At 48.3% G+C, this 16,347-nt stretch carries 12 protein-coding genes; 10 read left to right on the top strand and 2 right to left on the bottom strand.

Annotation, left to right across the window (positions count from 1 at the left end; all coding sequences use genetic code 11):
- The first annotated feature begins 184 nt into the window (after positions 1 to 184).
- The 9 genes from ACED36_RS15435 to purF all read left to right on the top strand — a co-directional run bounded on the left by ACED36_RS15435 (position 185) and on the right by purF (position 13,088).
- The gene (locus tag ACED36_RS15435; RefSeq protein ID WP_016960185.1) at positions 185 to 1,324 is read left to right on the top strand and encodes a 4-phosphoerythronate dehydrogenase; all 1,140 of its coding nucleotides are present in this window, start codon (positions 185 to 187) and stop codon (positions 1,322 to 1,324) included.
- 2 nt (positions 1,325 to 1,326) lie between these two features.
- On the top strand, positions 1,327 to 2,352 hold the full coding sequence (locus tag ACED36_RS15430; protein WP_016960187.1) for an aspartate-semialdehyde dehydrogenase: 1,026 nt from the start codon (positions 1,327 to 1,329) through the stop codon (positions 2,350 to 2,352).
- Positions 2,353 to 2,657: 305 nt separating this feature from the next.
- The gene (locus ACED36_RS15425) at positions 2,658 to 6,839 is read left to right on the top strand and encodes a FimV/HubP family polar landmark protein (RefSeq protein WP_016960188.1); all 4,182 of its coding nucleotides are present in this window, start codon (positions 2,658 to 2,660) and stop codon (positions 6,837 to 6,839) included.
- A 150-nt stretch (positions 6,840 to 6,989) separates the two neighbouring features.
- Positions 6,990 to 7,799, top strand: a complete 810-nt coding sequence (gene truA / locus ACED36_RS15420; RefSeq protein ID WP_016960189.1) for a tRNA pseudouridine(38-40) synthase TruA — start codon at positions 6,990 to 6,992, stop codon at positions 7,797 to 7,799.
- A 270-nt stretch (positions 7,800 to 8,069) separates the two neighbouring features.
- A complete protein-coding gene (gene accD, locus ACED36_RS15415) occupies positions 8,070 to 8,996 on the top strand; it encodes an acetyl-CoA carboxylase, carboxyltransferase subunit beta (RefSeq protein ID WP_016960190.1) in 927 nt (308 codons plus the stop codon).
- 94 nt (positions 8,997 to 9,090) lie between these two features.
- Positions 9,091 to 10,359 carry a bifunctional tetrahydrofolate synthase/dihydrofolate synthase gene (gene folC, locus ACED36_RS15410; protein ID WP_016960191.1) on the top strand — a complete coding sequence of 423 codons (1,269 nt, stop codon included), beginning with the start codon at positions 9,091 to 9,093 and terminating at the stop codon, positions 10,357 to 10,359.
- Positions 10,360 to 10,361: 2 nt separating this feature from the next.
- Positions 10,362 to 10,934 (top strand): SPOR domain-containing protein, encoded by a 573-nt coding sequence (locus tag ACED36_RS15405; protein ID WP_016960192.1) that lies wholly within the window; start codon positions 10,362 to 10,364, stop codon positions 10,932 to 10,934.
- Between the two features lie 63 nt (positions 10,935 to 10,997).
- Complete coding sequence (locus ACED36_RS15400; RefSeq protein WP_016960193.1) at positions 10,998 to 11,489, top strand: CvpA family protein; 492 nt, start codon at positions 10,998 to 11,000, stop codon at positions 11,487 to 11,489.
- A gap of 84 nt (positions 11,490 to 11,573) precedes the next feature.
- Entirely contained in the window at positions 11,574 to 13,088 is a 1,515-nt protein-coding gene (gene purF / locus ACED36_RS15395) for an amidophosphoribosyltransferase (protein ID WP_016960194.1), read from the top strand.
- Between the two features lie 127 nt (positions 13,089 to 13,215).
- Here the strand turns inward: purF and ACED36_RS15390 are convergent, their stop codons facing one another.
- The gene (locus tag ACED36_RS15390; RefSeq protein ID WP_016960195.1) at positions 13,216 to 13,815 is read right to left on the bottom strand and encodes a Yip1 family protein; all 600 of its coding nucleotides are present in this window, start codon (positions 13,813 to 13,815) and stop codon (positions 13,216 to 13,218) included.
- Positions 13,816 to 13,996: 181 nt separating this feature from the next.
- A complete protein-coding gene (locus tag ACED36_RS15385; RefSeq protein ID WP_016960196.1) occupies positions 13,997 to 14,887 on the bottom strand; it encodes a LysR family transcriptional regulator in 891 nt (296 codons plus the stop codon).
- Between the two features lie 297 nt (positions 14,888 to 15,184).
- Between ACED36_RS15385 and ACED36_RS15380 the strand changes: the two genes are divergently transcribed.
- Positions 15,185 to 16,243, top strand: a complete 1,059-nt coding sequence (locus ACED36_RS15380; protein ID WP_016960197.1) for a response regulator — start codon at positions 15,185 to 15,187, stop codon at positions 16,241 to 16,243.
- Positions 16,244 to 16,347: the final 104 nt, after the last annotated feature.

Below are 16,347 nucleotides of genomic sequence, written 5' to 3'. Positions count from 1 at the left end.
TTGATTAAGATTTTCCGGGAAGTTGGCATTATGCCTACAACAGACGCAGGTATTGACCGTTGAGAGCCGGTCTCTATCTTTCAGATCCTGGATTTTACCCGGCCATTGGTCGGGTTTTTTCGTTTTAAGTCGCAAGGAAAAGCGTCACAATGGCGTCAGTGAGTTTGATTGAAGAGAGCATTGCGTGAATATCCTGATTGATGAAAATATGCCGTACGCCGCAGCACTATTCAGTAAGCTGGGAACGGTGACAGCCAAAGCGGGTCGTACACTGACGGCTGACGACTTGGTTGATGTGGATGCCTTGATGATCCGCTCTGTGACCAAAGTGGATGAAGATTTACTAGCGAAAGCTAATCGCCTTAAGTTTGTGGGAACGGCAACCGCCGGGACTGATCACGTCGATGCAGCGTTGCTGGCTTCGCGTGGCATTCATTTCACTGCCGCGCCGGGTTGTAACAAAGTTGGAGTCGCGGAATATGTCATCAGCGCGCTTCTTGTTCTCAGTCAGCAGCATGGCTTTACGCTGACTGATCGCAAAGTCGGCATCATTGGGGCAGGGCAAGTTGGGAGCTATCTTTCAAAATGTCTCAGCGCACTGAATATTGAACATCTGCTTTGTGACCCAATAAAAGAAGCCGAAGGGGATGAGCGCGCGTTTCATTCGCTACAAACCCTGCTTACAGAATGCGATGTGATCACGACGCACACACCCATCACTCGGGCAGGCAAATACCCGACACATCATTTGATTGGGGAAAAAGAATTGGCTGCGTTAAAGCCAAACAGTATTTTGATCAATGCCGCTCGTGGACCCGTTGTTGACAACGCTGCTCTTAAATCGGCATTGAAAGCAGAAAAATTGACGGCAGTGTTGGATGTGTTCGAATTCGAGCCCGAAGTGGATCTAGAACTACTGCCGCTATTGGCCTTTGCAACGCCACATATCGCAGGATATGGCCTAGAAGGCAAAGCCCGTGGCACTACCATGATTTACAACGCCTACTGTGATTTTCTCGGAAATAGCGAAGAGCACGTAGCGGCGAGTTCACTGCTACCCATCGCGCCAATTCCGCATGTTGCATTAAGCCAACCTTGGAATAGCGCAGATCTTATGGCGCTCTGTCAGTTGATATACGACATTCGCCGAGACGATGCCGAGTTTCGCCGCGAGATGGCCGATGTTGCTCAGCAGCGCATAAGCTTTGACCGCTTACGCAAGAATTACTGGGACAGACGTGAGTACAGTGCGATTACAGTAGCGGGCAAGGCCGAGTTTGGGTTAGAGTCGCTCGCTAAATTAGGTTTTACCGTAGAGGAATAAACATGACACAAGAATTCGATGTGGCTTTTGATATCGCTGTATTAGGTGCAACGGGCGCTGTTGGCCGCACCATTATCGAGGTATTGGAGCAGCGTAAATTCCCTGTGCGCAATCTTTACTTGCTGGCAAGTGAGCGCAGTGCCGGTGAAACCATTCGTTTCAATGGCAAAAGCATTCTGGTAAAAGACGTTGAAGACTTCGATTGGAGCCAAGTGCAACTTGCTCTGTTCTCAGCGGGTGCAGAATTGTCAGACCGTTGGGCGCCGATTGCCGCTGACGAAGGTGTGGTGGTTATCGACAATACCTCGCGCTTCCGCTATGAGCATGATGTTCCATTGGTCGTGCCAGAAGTTAACCCAGAAGCGATTGCTGATTTTCGCAACCGCAACATCATTGCCAACCCAAATTGTTCAACCATCCAAATGCTGGTGGCACTGAAGCCAATTTATGATGTGGCCGGCATTGAGCGCATCAACGTGGCAACGTATCAGTCAGTGTCAGGTTCGGGCAAGAAAGGCGTTGATGAACTGGCAGGGCAAACCGTAAGGCTGCTGAACAGCCAAGAGGCTGAGCCGAGCCTGTACAAAACACAGATCGCGTTTAACTGCTTGCCGCATATCGATGAGTTCATGGACAACGGCTACACCAAAGAAGAAATGAAGATGGTGTGGGAAACACAGAAAATTTTGGGTGATGACACGGTTGCCGTGAACCCAACGTGTGTGCGTGTCCCTGTGTTCTATGGTCACGCAGAAGCTGTGCACATTGAATGCCGTCAACCTATTGACGCTACCGAAGCGATGGATTTGCTTTCTCGCGCTGAAAGCGTTCAAGTTTTCATGGGTGAAGATTATCCAACGCAAGTCAAAGAAGGCACGGGACAAGACCACGTTATGGTCGGTCGTGTCCGCAATGACATCAGCCATCCAAATGGTTTGAATATGTGGATAGTGGCAGATAATGTCCGCAAAGGGGCGGCAACTAACTCGGTTCAAATCGCAGAAGTCCTCATTCGCGATTACCTGTAATCCCTAAAAACAACCGGCTACGAGTGATCTCGAGCCGGTTGTTTGATCACAAAACACAGTTTTATCTTCTCACACTACAGTTTTCACCCTGGCTTCCGATATAGTTAGGGAAATAACGTAATGCCAACCACAGTAAGTACTTAACCATACGTTGCGACGCAAAATTCATGATTTACTTTGCGCGGATACCGCTATATCGCAGGGCAGATTTCTCATGAGCAGTGATGCTGTTATGCGTTTCCCCGGCAAGGCTGGTTCGATATTTGCAGTGTTTTGGAATAAGCCTATTATTCTGCCATAGGGGAATGCGGGCAGTGTCCGACGCAGATTTATATAACGCCATGAAGCGAACGCTTTCTTTATCAAATGCAAGCCGTCGACTCGGCAAAATTCTTGCAGCCTCAACATTAGTGCTGAGCCTTGCTGCGACCTTTTCTGTGCATTCGGCCATTCGAATTCTTGGGCCTATTGATGAGTCGCCACCACCGAGCGCCGTCACGCCTTTATCCCAAACCACTCAAGCGCCCTCGACCGTTAATCGCCGCCAATCCGTTGGCCCAACGCGAGACAACGATACCCTTTGGTCTATCGCCACACGTTACCAGCCAAGCAATGCAGTGACGGTGTATCAAACCTTAGGTGCGGTTTTCCGCTTAAACCCTAATGCGTTTGAAGACCAAAATATTCACGGGTTAGTGCCGGGTAGTACGCTATTGATGCCGACGCTGACTGAGATCCGTCGTGAGAGCACGGATGATGTAGCCCAGCGTCTGCAAATTGACCAAGCGCGAAAAGACGCTCAGCGCGGCGTGAATCGTCAGCCTCTAAGTCAGCAGGTCGCTGCACCTGTGGCTAAACCAAAACCCACTTCACCGCCTGTTGTTGCGGCTGAAAGCGCACCCGTACCCGCGACTAAGACCGCTGAGCCAGAGATGGCAGAAACTGACACACCATCCAAGCCAGAAATGAAGGCGCAAGAAGGCATGGGTGCGGATATGATTCCGCTTAAGCCAGACATGGGGATGGTGCAAAATCAGATCGACCAATCTGATCTGCAAATGGGCAAGTTGGTTGAAAGTAACCACATACTCAAAATTCGTCTTGCCGAAGTGCAAAACGAGCTAGTCGCGCTGAAAGATCAGATGAATGCCGACGAAGAGCTTACTGAGGAAATTAAATCTTTCTTAGAAGCGCAACGTATGCGACAGGCTCAGATGGAAATGAAAGAGCCATCTTTTGTCGAGTCGCTCATGGCAAGCCCGCTCATGTTGGCGACGGTTGCGATTATTCCTGCACTGTTAGTCATTGGTGCTGCCGCCTTTATTATCATGCGTCGACGTAAAGACGATGATGATGTCGAAGAGCCGGAAGGGCTAGACAGCGCCGACCCAGACATGAATGTCATCATGGTGCCAGACGTCGATGAAGACGACGATGAGCTCGTGCTGGAAGATGATGAACTTGAGGTGACAGACGACACCGATGCTGACGATCTGTTTGGCGACGAAGGCATCTTTGATTCTGAGCTGGACGACATTAATTTGTCTGACACGTTGGAGCTGTCGGATGAGCCTTCGGAGTCAGGGTTAGATATTGATAACGACACGGACTTTGGCGGCGAAACGGATCTGAGTTCATCAATGGACTCAGATTTGGATTCCATGTTGGGTGATGACTTCGACACAGGCTCCGAAATGGGTGTCGAAGCGAGTACAGAAGGTGCCATTGGTTTAGAAGACATGGAACGCGCCCTTGATGAAATGGCGTCCCAGCCTGAAGAAACCGAGCTTAGTCCAGATGAAGCGCTGGCGGCCATGTGGGAGCAATCACTCAGCGAAGGTAATGACAGCGATGTTGATGACATTGATGCCTTGCTAAACGCAACACAGACGACGGATGAACCAGAAGCTTCAGAATCAGAAGTAATAGCGCCTGAACCAGAGGCTGGCGATCTTAATGATACGCTTGATGATTTAGGCGATGAGACGACCAATGAAGCACTCTTTGATAAGGTGCTTGATGACGAGCCAGAAGTGGACTTGTCGCAAGATATCAACCTTTCTGATGATGACTTAGACGATATTTTCAATCAAACGGCGACGGCGTCAGCCACGGATGAAAACGCGGATCTAGACAGTGATCTGAGCGAAGACAGCACGGCATTGCTCGATGAATTTTTAGGCGATGATATCGATCTTATTAGCGATTCATCTCTTGAAGAAACTGACGAAACTGATTTACAGCTCGACAGCACTGATGCGTTGCTTGATGAGCTTTTCGATGAAGAACTCCTGGATGAAGACGGTAACCTGCTGGCACCACAGGACAGCGATGACACGGAATCGCTATCACTGGATAAAGCGTTAGACAACGACGATATTTCTGACAGTGATATTTTACTGGATGAGCTTGTTGATGATGAAGATGTTGATCCGTTAGACGAAAGCGCATTGCTTGATGAAGCCATTGATGACGACGATATGCTGTCAGAATTGATTGGTGAAACAACCGATGATGAAGACCTCGATCTGGGTGACACCGATGTATTGTTGGATGAGTTGGTCAGCGAAGATGATGAACTCGACGGTGACAGTGCGCTATTAGGTGACGACGCCGAAGACGATGATCTGCTTGGTGAAGATCTGATCGCTATTGATGACGATGAGTTCAATCTCGATGACATTGATAATTCAGTAACAAATGGTGTTGCATTAGACGATATTCAAGAGGCACAACCCGAGCGAACGAAAGAGCCAGAAAGCGTAGATACTGATAGCGACATTACTGAGCTCGAAGAGTTGGTAGACGAAGTCTCTGATGATCATGACCTTGAACCGGTTGCATCTGATTCTGATCTCGACCTGCTTGATAACTTGCTGGCACAAGACGATGAAACAGAGCAAGAACCAGCGGCAGAGCCAACAACCAATGAAACAGTTGCGTTAGACGCAGAAGAACGTGAAACGCCAGAAGCAACCCAAGACGATATCGACTTGCTTGATAGCCTATTAGGTGAAGAGCACGAAGAAAGCGCGGATACCTCGTCAAGTGACGATGACATTGCCGAGCTTGTTGATGAAACGCCTGTCACACAGACGACTGAGCCTGAAGCTAGCGAAGCAGAAACACGCGAAGCTGCAGAGGAAGTTGCATCAGCCGGTGATGAAGCCGATCTGGACAATGCACTGGCTGCCATAGAGCCAGCTTCGGTGGAAGCAACAGACAGTGTTGAGACGAACACTGCCGACGATGAGCCCCTCGATCTTTCATCATTGCCAGAATATGACGAAGAAGCCGCACTTGCTGATAGCGATTTTGAAGAAGCGACACCTGAAGAGCCAGTAAAAGCAGAGATTGATGAGGAATCGTTTGATCTCGATAATCTGCCAGAATACACCGAAGAAGATGCCGCGGTTGATTTCGATGCTGCGCATTTTGACTCACAGAGTACGCCGAGTGACGACGATAACGCAGACGTAGAACGTCCTGTTGAAGATGACATTGAACCTCAAGAGTTAGAGGAAGAAGTAAAGCCATCTTCTGAAGAAACACCCGCACCGTTTGCGGCAACGGAAAATAACACCCTTGCATTTCCACCCGTCGAGCCTATTAGTTTGGATGATCTGGGGGAGTTTGATGAAGGCGACGCATTGGGCGCGGCGCTTGATGAGCAGCGCGAACTTGATGAAGCGGTGCCTGAAAGTGAGCGCAGCCAATTCTCACAACCTTCTGCACCCGTTTCACAAGCGCCATATCGTGCCGCCGAACTTAATGAAATAGCCGAATTAGATGATGATGAGCATCAAGTTGCAGGGCTTAATATGGAAGCGTTGCTTTCAGAACCCCTAGATGATGATCATATGGGTCTTGGCGACTTTGAGATGGAGGCGCTTGATACTCACGAGGCCTTGAGTGCCCGTGAAGCCTCAGACATTGAGAGTGCGCTGGATTCTGATGACGAGTTTGATGCGCATGACATGTTGGATGCCTCTGATGAGCAAGACATCCCCGAAGATGAAAGTGGCATTTGGAATGCAGAGCAAACGCCTGAACCCGAACTAGAGAGCGAAGATTGGTCACAGCAACCGGAAATTCTAGGCAATGACATCAAATCCATGGATTTGGATGCTGATCTCGAAGGGTTGTTGGAAGAAGCCGAAAGTGAACTTATTGAAGCGACGTCGTCGAGTGATGGCTTTATCAGCATCGATGAACTCATGAAAGACGACGGTTTACCACAAGACGATCCTGATGCGGCCAAAATGGATTTAAATGTCGGTCTCGAAGATTTCCCTGATGTGTTGAATGACATTCAGCCTGTTGATGTTGATAGCAGCGGTGAAGCGGCTACCAATATGGATTTGGCAAAAGCCTATCTGGAAATGAACGATGTAGATGGAGCGATTCAGCTTCTAGAGCAAGTCATGCAAGGTGACGATTCAAACCTCAAAGAAGAAGCGCGAATGATGATTGAAAACCTTCATTAAGTGAGAATCATCGAACTCAAAGACATAAAGAGAACGGCAGGGGAAACCCCGCCGTTTTTTTATCCTTGCGCTCATCGCTGCATTTTAGTTTGAGAAGGGTATAATGCGCAGCTTCACAAAATAATGAACCGCTAAGACAGAGAAAAAACAATGAAAATCGCCCTGGGTGTTGAATATGATGGTGCACAGTATTTTGGCTGGCAGAGACAGCGTGAAGTACCCAGTGTGCAGGAACACCTTGAAAAAGCCCTGTCAAAAATCGCCAATCAACCGATTGAAGTGCTATGCGCGGGTCGCACAGATGCGGGCGTTCATGGAACGGGTCAGGTGGTTCATTTTGAGGTGAACGTTTCTAGACCGCTTCGCGCATGGACGATGGGGGTTAATACTCACCTTCCTGATGCTATAGCCGTGCGTTGGGCTAAAGAAGTACCTGATGAGTTTCATGCTCGTTTCTCAGCCACAGCGCGTCGGTATCGCTATATCATTTACAACAATGCGCTACGTCCGGGTATTCTTCGCCATGGTGTGACACACTGCCATGACGAGCTAGACGAAGCGTTAATGCATCAAGCCGGACAACACTTGTTAGGCGAAAATGATTTCACATCATTTCGTGCTGTTCAATGCCAATCGAAAACGCCATGGCGCAACATTCATCATTTAAATGTGACCCGCCAAGGCCGTTTCGTGATCATAGATATCAAAGCGAACGCGTTTGTGCATCACATGGTGCGAAACATTGCAGGTAGTTTGATCGATGTTGGCCGCAAAGCGAAAGAGCCAGAGTGGGTTCAGTGGCTTTTGGCGGCAAAAGACCGCAACTTGGCGGCAGCGACGGCAAAAGCGAATGGTTTGTATCTGGTTGAAGTGGAGTACCCAGCAATATTTGAATTGCCTGCATCGCCAGTTGGGCCACTCTTTTTACCCGACACCCAGTTAACTACCCAAGCCTCTTGAGACTACTAGGGGATGAGAGATTTTGAACTGCAAGGATAACTAGGCATTCTGGGGTGTGAACGTGCAGTCGTTTTGCAGACAGGTGTGCTAAAGGCTAGGCAAAAAATAGGTAGTACCAGTTTTTAGTCCAAAGTCTTAACAAGTTGTGTTTTAATTCCTTGTTGAATTTGTAAATATCCAGGCCACTTGTCTTCGCTACATAGAGACTGCTCACTAATAACGAGCGGCAAAAGGTCGAAGTGACAGGTGCTCCATTAGAAAAGGTCGTTCATGAGCTGGCTTGAAAAAATACTGACAAAAAGCAATATTGGTTCTTCACGTAAAGTCTCCATTCCAGAAGGCGTATGGACCAAGTGTGGCTCCTGTGAGCAGGTGCTTTATCACGCTGAGCTTGAGCGTAACCTGCATGTGTGTCCAAAGTGTGACCATCACATGCGCATGACGGCGCGTAAGCGCCTAGAAACCTTCTTAGATGAAGGAAAAGGCATTGAGTTGGGTGCAGAGCTAGAGCCAAAAGATCTGCTCAAGTTCCGTGACTCGAAGAAATACAAAGATCGCCTTTCAGCAGCACAAAAAGCCAGTGGCGAGAAAGACGCCATGGTCGTGATGAAAGGTGAGATCCTAGGTATGCCCGTTGTCGCTGCTTCCTTTGAGTTTGCCTTCATGGGCGGTTCAATGGGGGCTGTGGTTGGTGCGCGATTCGTGCGTGCGGTAGAGCAAGCGATGGAAGACAAGTGTGGCTTTGTATGCTTCTCTGCCAGTGGCGGTGCACGTATGCAAGAGGCACTAACGTCACTGATGCAAATGGCGAAAACCAGCGCAGCGCTTGAGCGTCTGTCTGGAAAGGGCCTGCCGTTTATATCGGTACTGACTGACCCAACCTTCGGTGGCGTGACAGCAAGTTTCGCAATGCTGGGTGATATCAATATTGGTGAGCCTAAAGCACTGATTGGCTTTGCGGGTCAACGCGTGATCGAGCAAACCGTGCGCGAGAAGCTTCCTGAAGGCTTCCAGCGTAGTGAGTTTCTGTTGGAGCACGGCGCGATTGATATGATTGTTGATCGTCGTGAATTGCGTCAGCGTATCGGTGGTCTGTTGGCGAAAATGACCAACCATGAATCGCCGTTGGTCGTGCCAGTTGATAAACCGCTGGAAGGTGAGGTTATCGAAGCCGAGCCTCTGGAAGATACAGAATAAACGTCCCACAAATGAACATCGAAAGAGCGCCTTATGGCGCTCTTTGTCGTTTAACTGATATGATTGAGCTATTGGAAGCTCGAATAGAATACTGATGTCAGAACATATTTCTCCCGGCGCCACTGCGCCATTGTCTGAGTGGTTGCGCTATTTAGAATCACTCCACACCAGTGCCATCGATCTGGGGCTGGATCGCGTCGCGCTTGTCGGTCAAAAAGGCAAGTTGATCAAACCTGCACCAAAAGTCATTACCGTCGCGGGCACGAATGGTAAAGGTTCGACCTGCGCTATCATCGAAGCGATCTTGCAAAAAGCCGGTTATAAAACCGGGGTATATAGCTCACCACACCTCATTCGCTATAACGAACGCGTTCGCATTAATGGTCAAGAGCTTGATGACGAGCGCCACTCCGAAGCCTTCGCTGCGGTAGAATCACTCCGCGGTGACACCAGCTTAAGTCTGTTTGAATTTGGCACGCTGGCTGCGCTTTGGTTATTTATTGATAACCAGATTGATGTGGCAATCATCGAGGTTGGCCTTGGTGGTCGATTAGACGCGACCAACATTGTTGACCATGATGTTTCCGTGATCACCAGCCTTGCTATCGACCATGTTGATTGGCTTGGTGATGATATCGAAGTGATTGGTTTTGAAAAGGCCGGTATTTTCCGTTCTGGGAAACCTGCCGTTTGCGGGCAACCTGAACCGCCAGCGAGTGTGGCGGCTCACGCCGATGATATCGGTGCAGAGCTTCATCAAGTTGGCTATCAGTTTAACTACCAACAACAAGATGATGTTTGGCACTGGCAGTGCGGTGCGTTTGATTTGCGCGATTTGCCTGTTCCGAATCTTCCTTTGCCAAATGCGGCGACGGCGCTCATGGCGTTGGGGCTATCAGAGCTTGATGTAACGGATGAGCAAATAGTTGACGGTTTAAGTTCGGTGACGTTGGCGGGTCGCATGCAAAGAGTGTCTGAGTCCCCGTTGGTATTGCTCGATGTGGCACATAACCCGCACTCTGCGACCTACCTGGCTCAGCAAATAGCCGCGATCAAACTAACATCGGGCGGTAAGGTTCACGCTGTTGTTGCTATGTTGAACGACAAAGATATCACCGCAACACTGGAAGCAATGAAGCCAGTGGTCGATGTGTGGTATCCCGCATCACTGACTGGCCTAAGAGCCGCTGACTGGACACAACTCGCTTGTTACCTACCTGACTGCATCGACGGTTATGCATCGCCCACAGACGCATTTAACGCAGCACAAGCCGCGTTGACATGGCATGGCGATACCTTGATCGTCTTTGGTTCTTTCCACACCGTCGGCGAAATCGCTGACCACCTCGTTCAAACGGAGTAATTGTGGCAACTCAGTTCCAGAATCGCTTAGTCGGCACGCTCATTTTGGTTTCGTTGGGGGTGATCTTTTTGCCTGATGTATTCGACGGTGAAAAAGCGCATTATCAGGAAAGTTATCAAGCCATTCCTTTGCGTGAAGATTTTGACGAGACGCTTCTTCAAACGCCGATAGAAGCACCTGAAGACGTGGATACATTTCTTCCGCAAGACGAGCCAGTCTCGGTGACGATTGGGGACGATGTTGATAATGGACATACAGATGATGTGACAGCAGAGGGGCGTATGCCCGTTGCTGACGATAACGCCTTGCCAAAAACAGGCTACGCAGATTCAGCATGGATCATTCGTTTAGGGACATTTCGAAACATCGACAACGCGAAGAATTTGGTGACAACCTTGCGCAGTAAGGGTTATCCCGCACAGTTGATGCCTCGTAATGTGAAAGAAGGCGAGTTGGCGCGTGTTGAAATTGGCCCCGATGTGTCTAAGGACAATTTGGCGGCAATGACAGCAGATTTAGAGTCTTTGACCGGATTGAAAGGTCAACTGCTTAGATTTAACCCACTCAACCCATAAGAAAACGTTTGCGTCGTCATTTTTTCTGTTAAAATGCGCGCGAATCGCTCAGATGATTAAAAGATGAATTGGATAGACTACGTCATTATTGGAGTGATCAGCTTTTCAGCATTGATTAGCTTGGTCCGTGGATTTGTAAAAGAAGCGTTATCGCTGGTTATTTGGTTTGGCGCCTTCTTTGTCGCGAGTAATTTCTACCCGCAATTGGCCGCTTACTTCACGAACATCCATGACGAAATGATTCGAAATGGCGCTGCTATTGCGGCGCTGTTTATTGCCACCTTAATTGTTGGCGCTGTGGTGAACTATGTCATCGGGCAATTAGTTCAAAAAACAGGCCTTTCTGGAACTGATAGAGTGCTAGGCGTGGTTTTTGGCGGTATTCGCGGCGTACTGATAGTCGCTGCGTTATTGTTCTTCCTCGATGCGTTCACTAATTTTTCCAGCGCCAGCGAGTGGAAACAATCACAATTGATCCCTAAGTTTGGGGTAGTGATTGAATGGTTTTTCTCGTATTTGGAGCAGAGCTCCAGCTTTTTGCCCAAGGTGATCTAGCGTCAGCCTGCTTTTAGCAGATAAAGGCAGGAAAACGTAAAACAGTTCCCTGGGCTTACTTTTGCGTTACAAGGAACAGCATACATGTGTGGGATTGTTGGAATCGTGGGTGAAACTCCGGTTAATCAGTCAATTTACGATGCGTTGACAGTACTTCAGCACCGTGGTCAGGATGCCGCCGGCATTGTAACTATTGACAACAACCGCTTTCGCTTAAGAAAAGCGAACGGCTTGGTAAAAGATGTATTCCAACTCAAGCATATGCAACGCTTGCAGGGAACGGTTGGGATAGGGCATGCGCGTTATCCAACAGCCGGCAGTTCTAGTGTGTCTGAGGCACAGCCGTTTTATGTTAACTCACCTTACGGCATTACACTTGCGCACAACGGAAACCTCACTAACGCGAATGAACTGCGTGAGTCGCTTTTCGCTCAAGACCGCCGCCACCTCAACACCACGTCTGATTCTGAAGTTCTTCTCAACGTTCTTGCTCATCAAATCGATGAAGCTGCCGCTTTTCCTCTGACGGAAGAAGATGTGTTTAAAGCTGTTCGCGCAGTGCATAAACAAATTCGCGGTGCTTATGCTGTCGTGGCAATGATCATTGGTCATGGGCTTATCGCATTTCGTGACCCGCATGGTATTCGCCCATTATGTTTGGGCAAACGCACTGTGAACAATCGTGAAGAATACATGGTCGCGTCTGAGTCGGTTGCCCTTGATGCAGTCGGCTTTGATTTCGTGCGTGATGTTGCGCCTGGTGAAGCGGTTTACATTACATTTGATGGACAGTTGTACACACGTCAGTGCTCAGATACTCCGTCACTGTCGCCATGTATCTTTGAGTTTGTCTATTTTGCTCGTCCTGATTCCTTCATTGATAAGATTTCGGTATATGCCGCACGTATCAATATGGGCAAGAAACTCGGTGCGAAAATTCGTCGTGAATGGGATGACCTCGACATTGACGTGGTGATTCCTATCCCTGAAACGTCTTGCGACATCGCGCTGGAAATCGCTCAAGAGCTGAATAAACCGTATCGCCAAGGGTTTGTGAAAAACCGCTATGTGGGTCGTACCTTTATCATGCCTGGTCAGCAGCAGCGTCGTAAATCTGTTCGTCGCAAGCTCAACGCAATTCGCTCTGAGTTCAAAGGTAAATCAGTGCTGCTGGTTGATGACTCTATCGTGCGCGGCACAACCTCTGAGCAGATCATCGAAATGGCACGAGAAGCCGGCGCGAAACGCGTATATATGGCCTCTGCGGCGCCAGAAGTTCGTTTCCCTAACGTTTACGGCATTGATATGCCAAGTGCTAACGAATTGATTGCACACGGCCGTGAAGTGGATGAAATCGGCAGCATCATTGGTGCTGACGGCTTGATTTTCCAAGACTTGGCTGACTTAGAAGATGCGGTACGAGAGGGTAACCCTGACGTGAAGCAATTTGACAGCTCTGTATTTAGTGGTCAATACGTTACTCAGGACATCAATCAAGAATACCTTGAGTATATTGATAGCTTGCGAAACGATGAAACCAAAGAGCTTCGCGAGCAACAGCAAGAACTAGCAAATCTCGAGATTTATAACGAGAGCTAAGAAAAACAGAGACAAATAAAATAAAAAGCGCGGTCACTGCAATAGCGACCGCGCTTTTTTGTATCTCGTGTTTTCAGTTGTGAGCTTTGCTAATGACTCATCAGCTTTCAACGGAGAGCATACTCGGTTAGTTCACGAACATGGGGCCAAAGCCGACATTCCACATGATCACAGTACTTGCCAAAATTGCGACAAGTAGAACCAACCCACAGGTGACCACTGAACTGGCATAAATAAATCCACGTTCTTCAGGAATGTGCATGATGATCGGCACACCAGTGTAAAGAAGGTAAATCGAATAGGCGATACCTGCCAAGCCGACCAGCATGACGAACCAGACCACAGGAAAGAGCGCAGCTAAACCCACCATAAAGACAGGAGTGGCCGTGTAGGCAGAAAGCTCAAGCGCTTGCGTGTAAGTTGGATCGGAACCAAAAGTACGACTCATCCAAAGAGTCAGGTAGGCGAGAGCCATCACACCCGTGATCAGGGCAAAATACATGGCGCCAGCAATAATGAGCGCGCTTTGCTCCGTCAGAAAAATCGGGTCGCCGACACCAATACTCCAACCAATGTGCGCACTCGAGTAATAGGCACAAATTGGTGGTATAAGCGCCATGATGGCAGCGTGACCCAAACTGCTTGATGCGCCTTCATGGCGGTCATCAATATTTTGCCATTCCTCTTTCGGATGGGTATACAAACCTAGCAAGTGTCCCAAAATCATAATCGCTCCTTCCGTTTGCAGAAACCATCGTTAACGTTTGTGCAGAGAAAGATATCGCTGCTTTATGGTTTTACATCCCTATAACATTTAGCGGTCACCGGGCGGCTTAGCAAGTTTTCATTAGCAAAAGTGTGTTGATTTTTTAAGCACTTATCGCTTTTGGGACATTCAGTGAACTAAGTCACGTTTGAGTGTTGTTTGTATGAAAATAGCCAAATGCAAAATCAATAAATGCGCGCAGCTTGGCAGGCAAGTTAGTTTTGCCATGGTACATCAGGAAGATATCGCGGGGGCAGGTTGTCCACTCGGGAAGTACTTGGACGAGTTCATTGGACTCGATGTCTTTTTGTACCAGCACATCAGGTATTAATGCGATACCCAATCCATCTTTAGCGGCTGCGCGCACTAAGCGAAGTTCTGATGCTTCAAAACGGCCTTGTTGCGTAATACATAGCTGCTGGCCTTGTTGATTTGTTAGTCGCCAGCGCATCAGAGGCCACCCCTTTAACAAATGATGCTGAGTGAGATCCGCTGCATCGCTTAACGGCGAATGATTTGTCGTGTACTCAGGGCTAGCAACGAGAATATCTTTTACCGTGTGCAGTTTTCGTGCAATCAGAGATGAATCGCGCTGTGGGCCAATGCGAATAAAAGCATGACGATCATCAGAATGCTGCGCAGTTGAATCATTTGACAGCTCAAGGTCGAGCTTGATATCAGGATATTTAGTCAAGAATGCACTAAACATGGGCTGCAGCAGTTTCATCGCTATATTGGACGGCGCACTGATTTTGAGCGTTCCAGACTCCCCTTTACAACATTCAGAGAGGCTTTCAGTCGCCTCCATCAATTGTTCGAGCAAAGGGGAGCACTTTTCGTAAAAACCTCGGCCGGCTTCGGTCAACGATAGCTTTCTCGCATCACGATGAAGAAGCTTAATCTTTATGTCTTCCTCAAGCGCTTGTATACGGCGAGTCAATGTAGCGACAGGTATACCTGTTTTCTTTGAAGCTAAGGTGTAGCTGCCGTTTTCGACGATAAGACGAAAGAGATTTAGGTCATCAAGTTTCATGTGTATTCACGATAATGCGATTGCCTTCAATAAAAAGGCAAGGAGTTATCCATTTGAAATTAACAAGGCGGACTTTTCGTTGTCTCATATCAATAAGCAGCGTCGTAGTTCGCGTAATGTTCATGCGATAGCTAACTTATTGGGCGAGTTTTTTCTTTTCTGTATACATCAGGTTATGTGTACTGGTACGGAGAATTACGTGTATGTTGCAACGTCGTAGCGGATTTCAAACTATCCTAAAGAGGTTCGGCGACGTTCATCAAGCGTAAATTAGCCCCCAATCAGGAGAACAAGACAGTGTTGGAAGGTAAAGAGGTTCTGATTGTTGAAGATGATCCCGTGTTCATTCGGATCATCGGTGGCTTTCTACGTAAAGAAGGGTGCATTGTTAGAGAGGCGGGGAATGGTCTTGATGGGCTCAAAGCGCTCAGAGAAGGCATTCCCGATCTGCTGCTCAGTGATTTGTCCATGCCTGTTATGACAGGTTTGGAATTCGTAGAGGAAGTCAGCCTCGAATATCCCATGCTCCCTGTGATCGTCATCTCTGGCACGGGCGGGATGTCCGATGTCGCACAGGCATTGCGATTTGGCGTCAAAGATTTTCTGATTAAACCCATTGACGACATCATGGTGGTGAAGTCGGCCATCATTTCTGTTTTAGAAGATGCAGACGGTGGTACGAGTAGCGATGCCGATTTTAGCCAGCAGTGGTTTAAGCTCGCACAAGGTGGCGGTGATCAGCCATTGACAGAAGAATTGAAATGGCATCTGGATGAGTTGCTCGATAATCCGGGTAACGCGCGAGATTTGCTGATGGGACTCATGCCAGATCAAGACTCACGACAAGGCGATTGGAGACTCTCATACCATTCACTGCAATCTGCTGACTCCAGCCCAGTAGTACTTGATTACACCTGGATGATGGACGGTCAAATGGCCTTCTACATGGTGGATAGCGGTTCTGCTGGAAAAAATGGCACCGCAACCACGCTGATGATTCGTGCGTTTTTCAACGAATACCTGCGATCTCAAGACGCAGACGAACGTGGCTTTGTGCATCTTGTTCATCAAATAGAACATGCCATTAAAAAATCGACCTACGCCAGCCCCATCAGAGCCATGTTCGGCATACTCAATGCCGCCGATAACGAACTTAGTGTGTTGTCAGCTGGACTCAACGCCGTGGTTGATGGTTCCGGAAACGCCATTATCGTTAAGAACGACCACTTATTAGGTGTAGACGCTGCGACTGAGCGGTTCCAAACCATAGATCTAGCAAGCGGAAATGTGCGCGTTTCACTGAGTGAAGTTGGCCTAACCAGCTTCAGTTTGGATATACAGCGTTTGAGTGCTTAATTCACCAATATAAATCCTCTCAAAACCTGCTCATTAAAGGCCGCACATCAAATGAACTGACCCCCAATAGTTGGACGACCAATTATTGGGGGTCTTTTTATGTC

Source organism: Enterovibrio sp. FF113 (assembly GCF_041439165.1).
Classification (GTDB): domain Bacteria; phylum Pseudomonadota; class Gammaproteobacteria; order Enterobacterales; family Vibrionaceae; genus Enterovibrio; species Enterovibrio norvegicus_A.
Note: the sequence above shows the minus strand (reverse complement) of the source record. Positions and strands in the feature narration are given on the sequence as shown.

Coding starts and splice junctions, on each gene's coding strand:
- ACED36_RS15430 (WP_016960187.1), top strand. CDS start 1,327: ATGACACAAGAATTCGATGTGGCTTTTGATATCGCTGTATTAGGTGCA.
- ACED36_RS15425 (WP_016960188.1), top strand. CDS start 2,658: ATGCGGGCAGTGTCCGACGCAGATTTATATAACGCCATGAAGCGAACG.
- truA (WP_016960189.1), top strand. CDS start 6,990: ATGAAAATCGCCCTGGGTGTTGAATATGATGGTGCACAGTATTTTGGC.
- accD (WP_016960190.1), top strand. CDS start 8,070: ATGAGCTGGCTTGAAAAAATACTGACAAAAAGCAATATTGGTTCTTCA.
- folC (WP_016960191.1), top strand. CDS start 9,091: ATGTCAGAACATATTTCTCCCGGCGCCACTGCGCCATTGTCTGAGTGG.
- ACED36_RS15400 (WP_016960193.1), top strand. CDS start 10,998: ATGAATTGGATAGACTACGTCATTATTGGAGTGATCAGCTTTTCAGCA.
- purF (WP_016960194.1), top strand. CDS start 11,574: ATGTGTGGGATTGTTGGAATCGTGGGTGAAACTCCGGTTAATCAGTCA.
- ACED36_RS15390 (WP_016960195.1), bottom strand. CDS start 13,815: ATGATTTTGGGACACTTGCTAGGTTTGTATACCCATCCGAAAGAGGAA.
- ACED36_RS15385 (WP_016960196.1), bottom strand. CDS start 14,887: ATGAAACTTGATGACCTAAATCTCTTTCGTCTTATCGTCGAAAACGGC.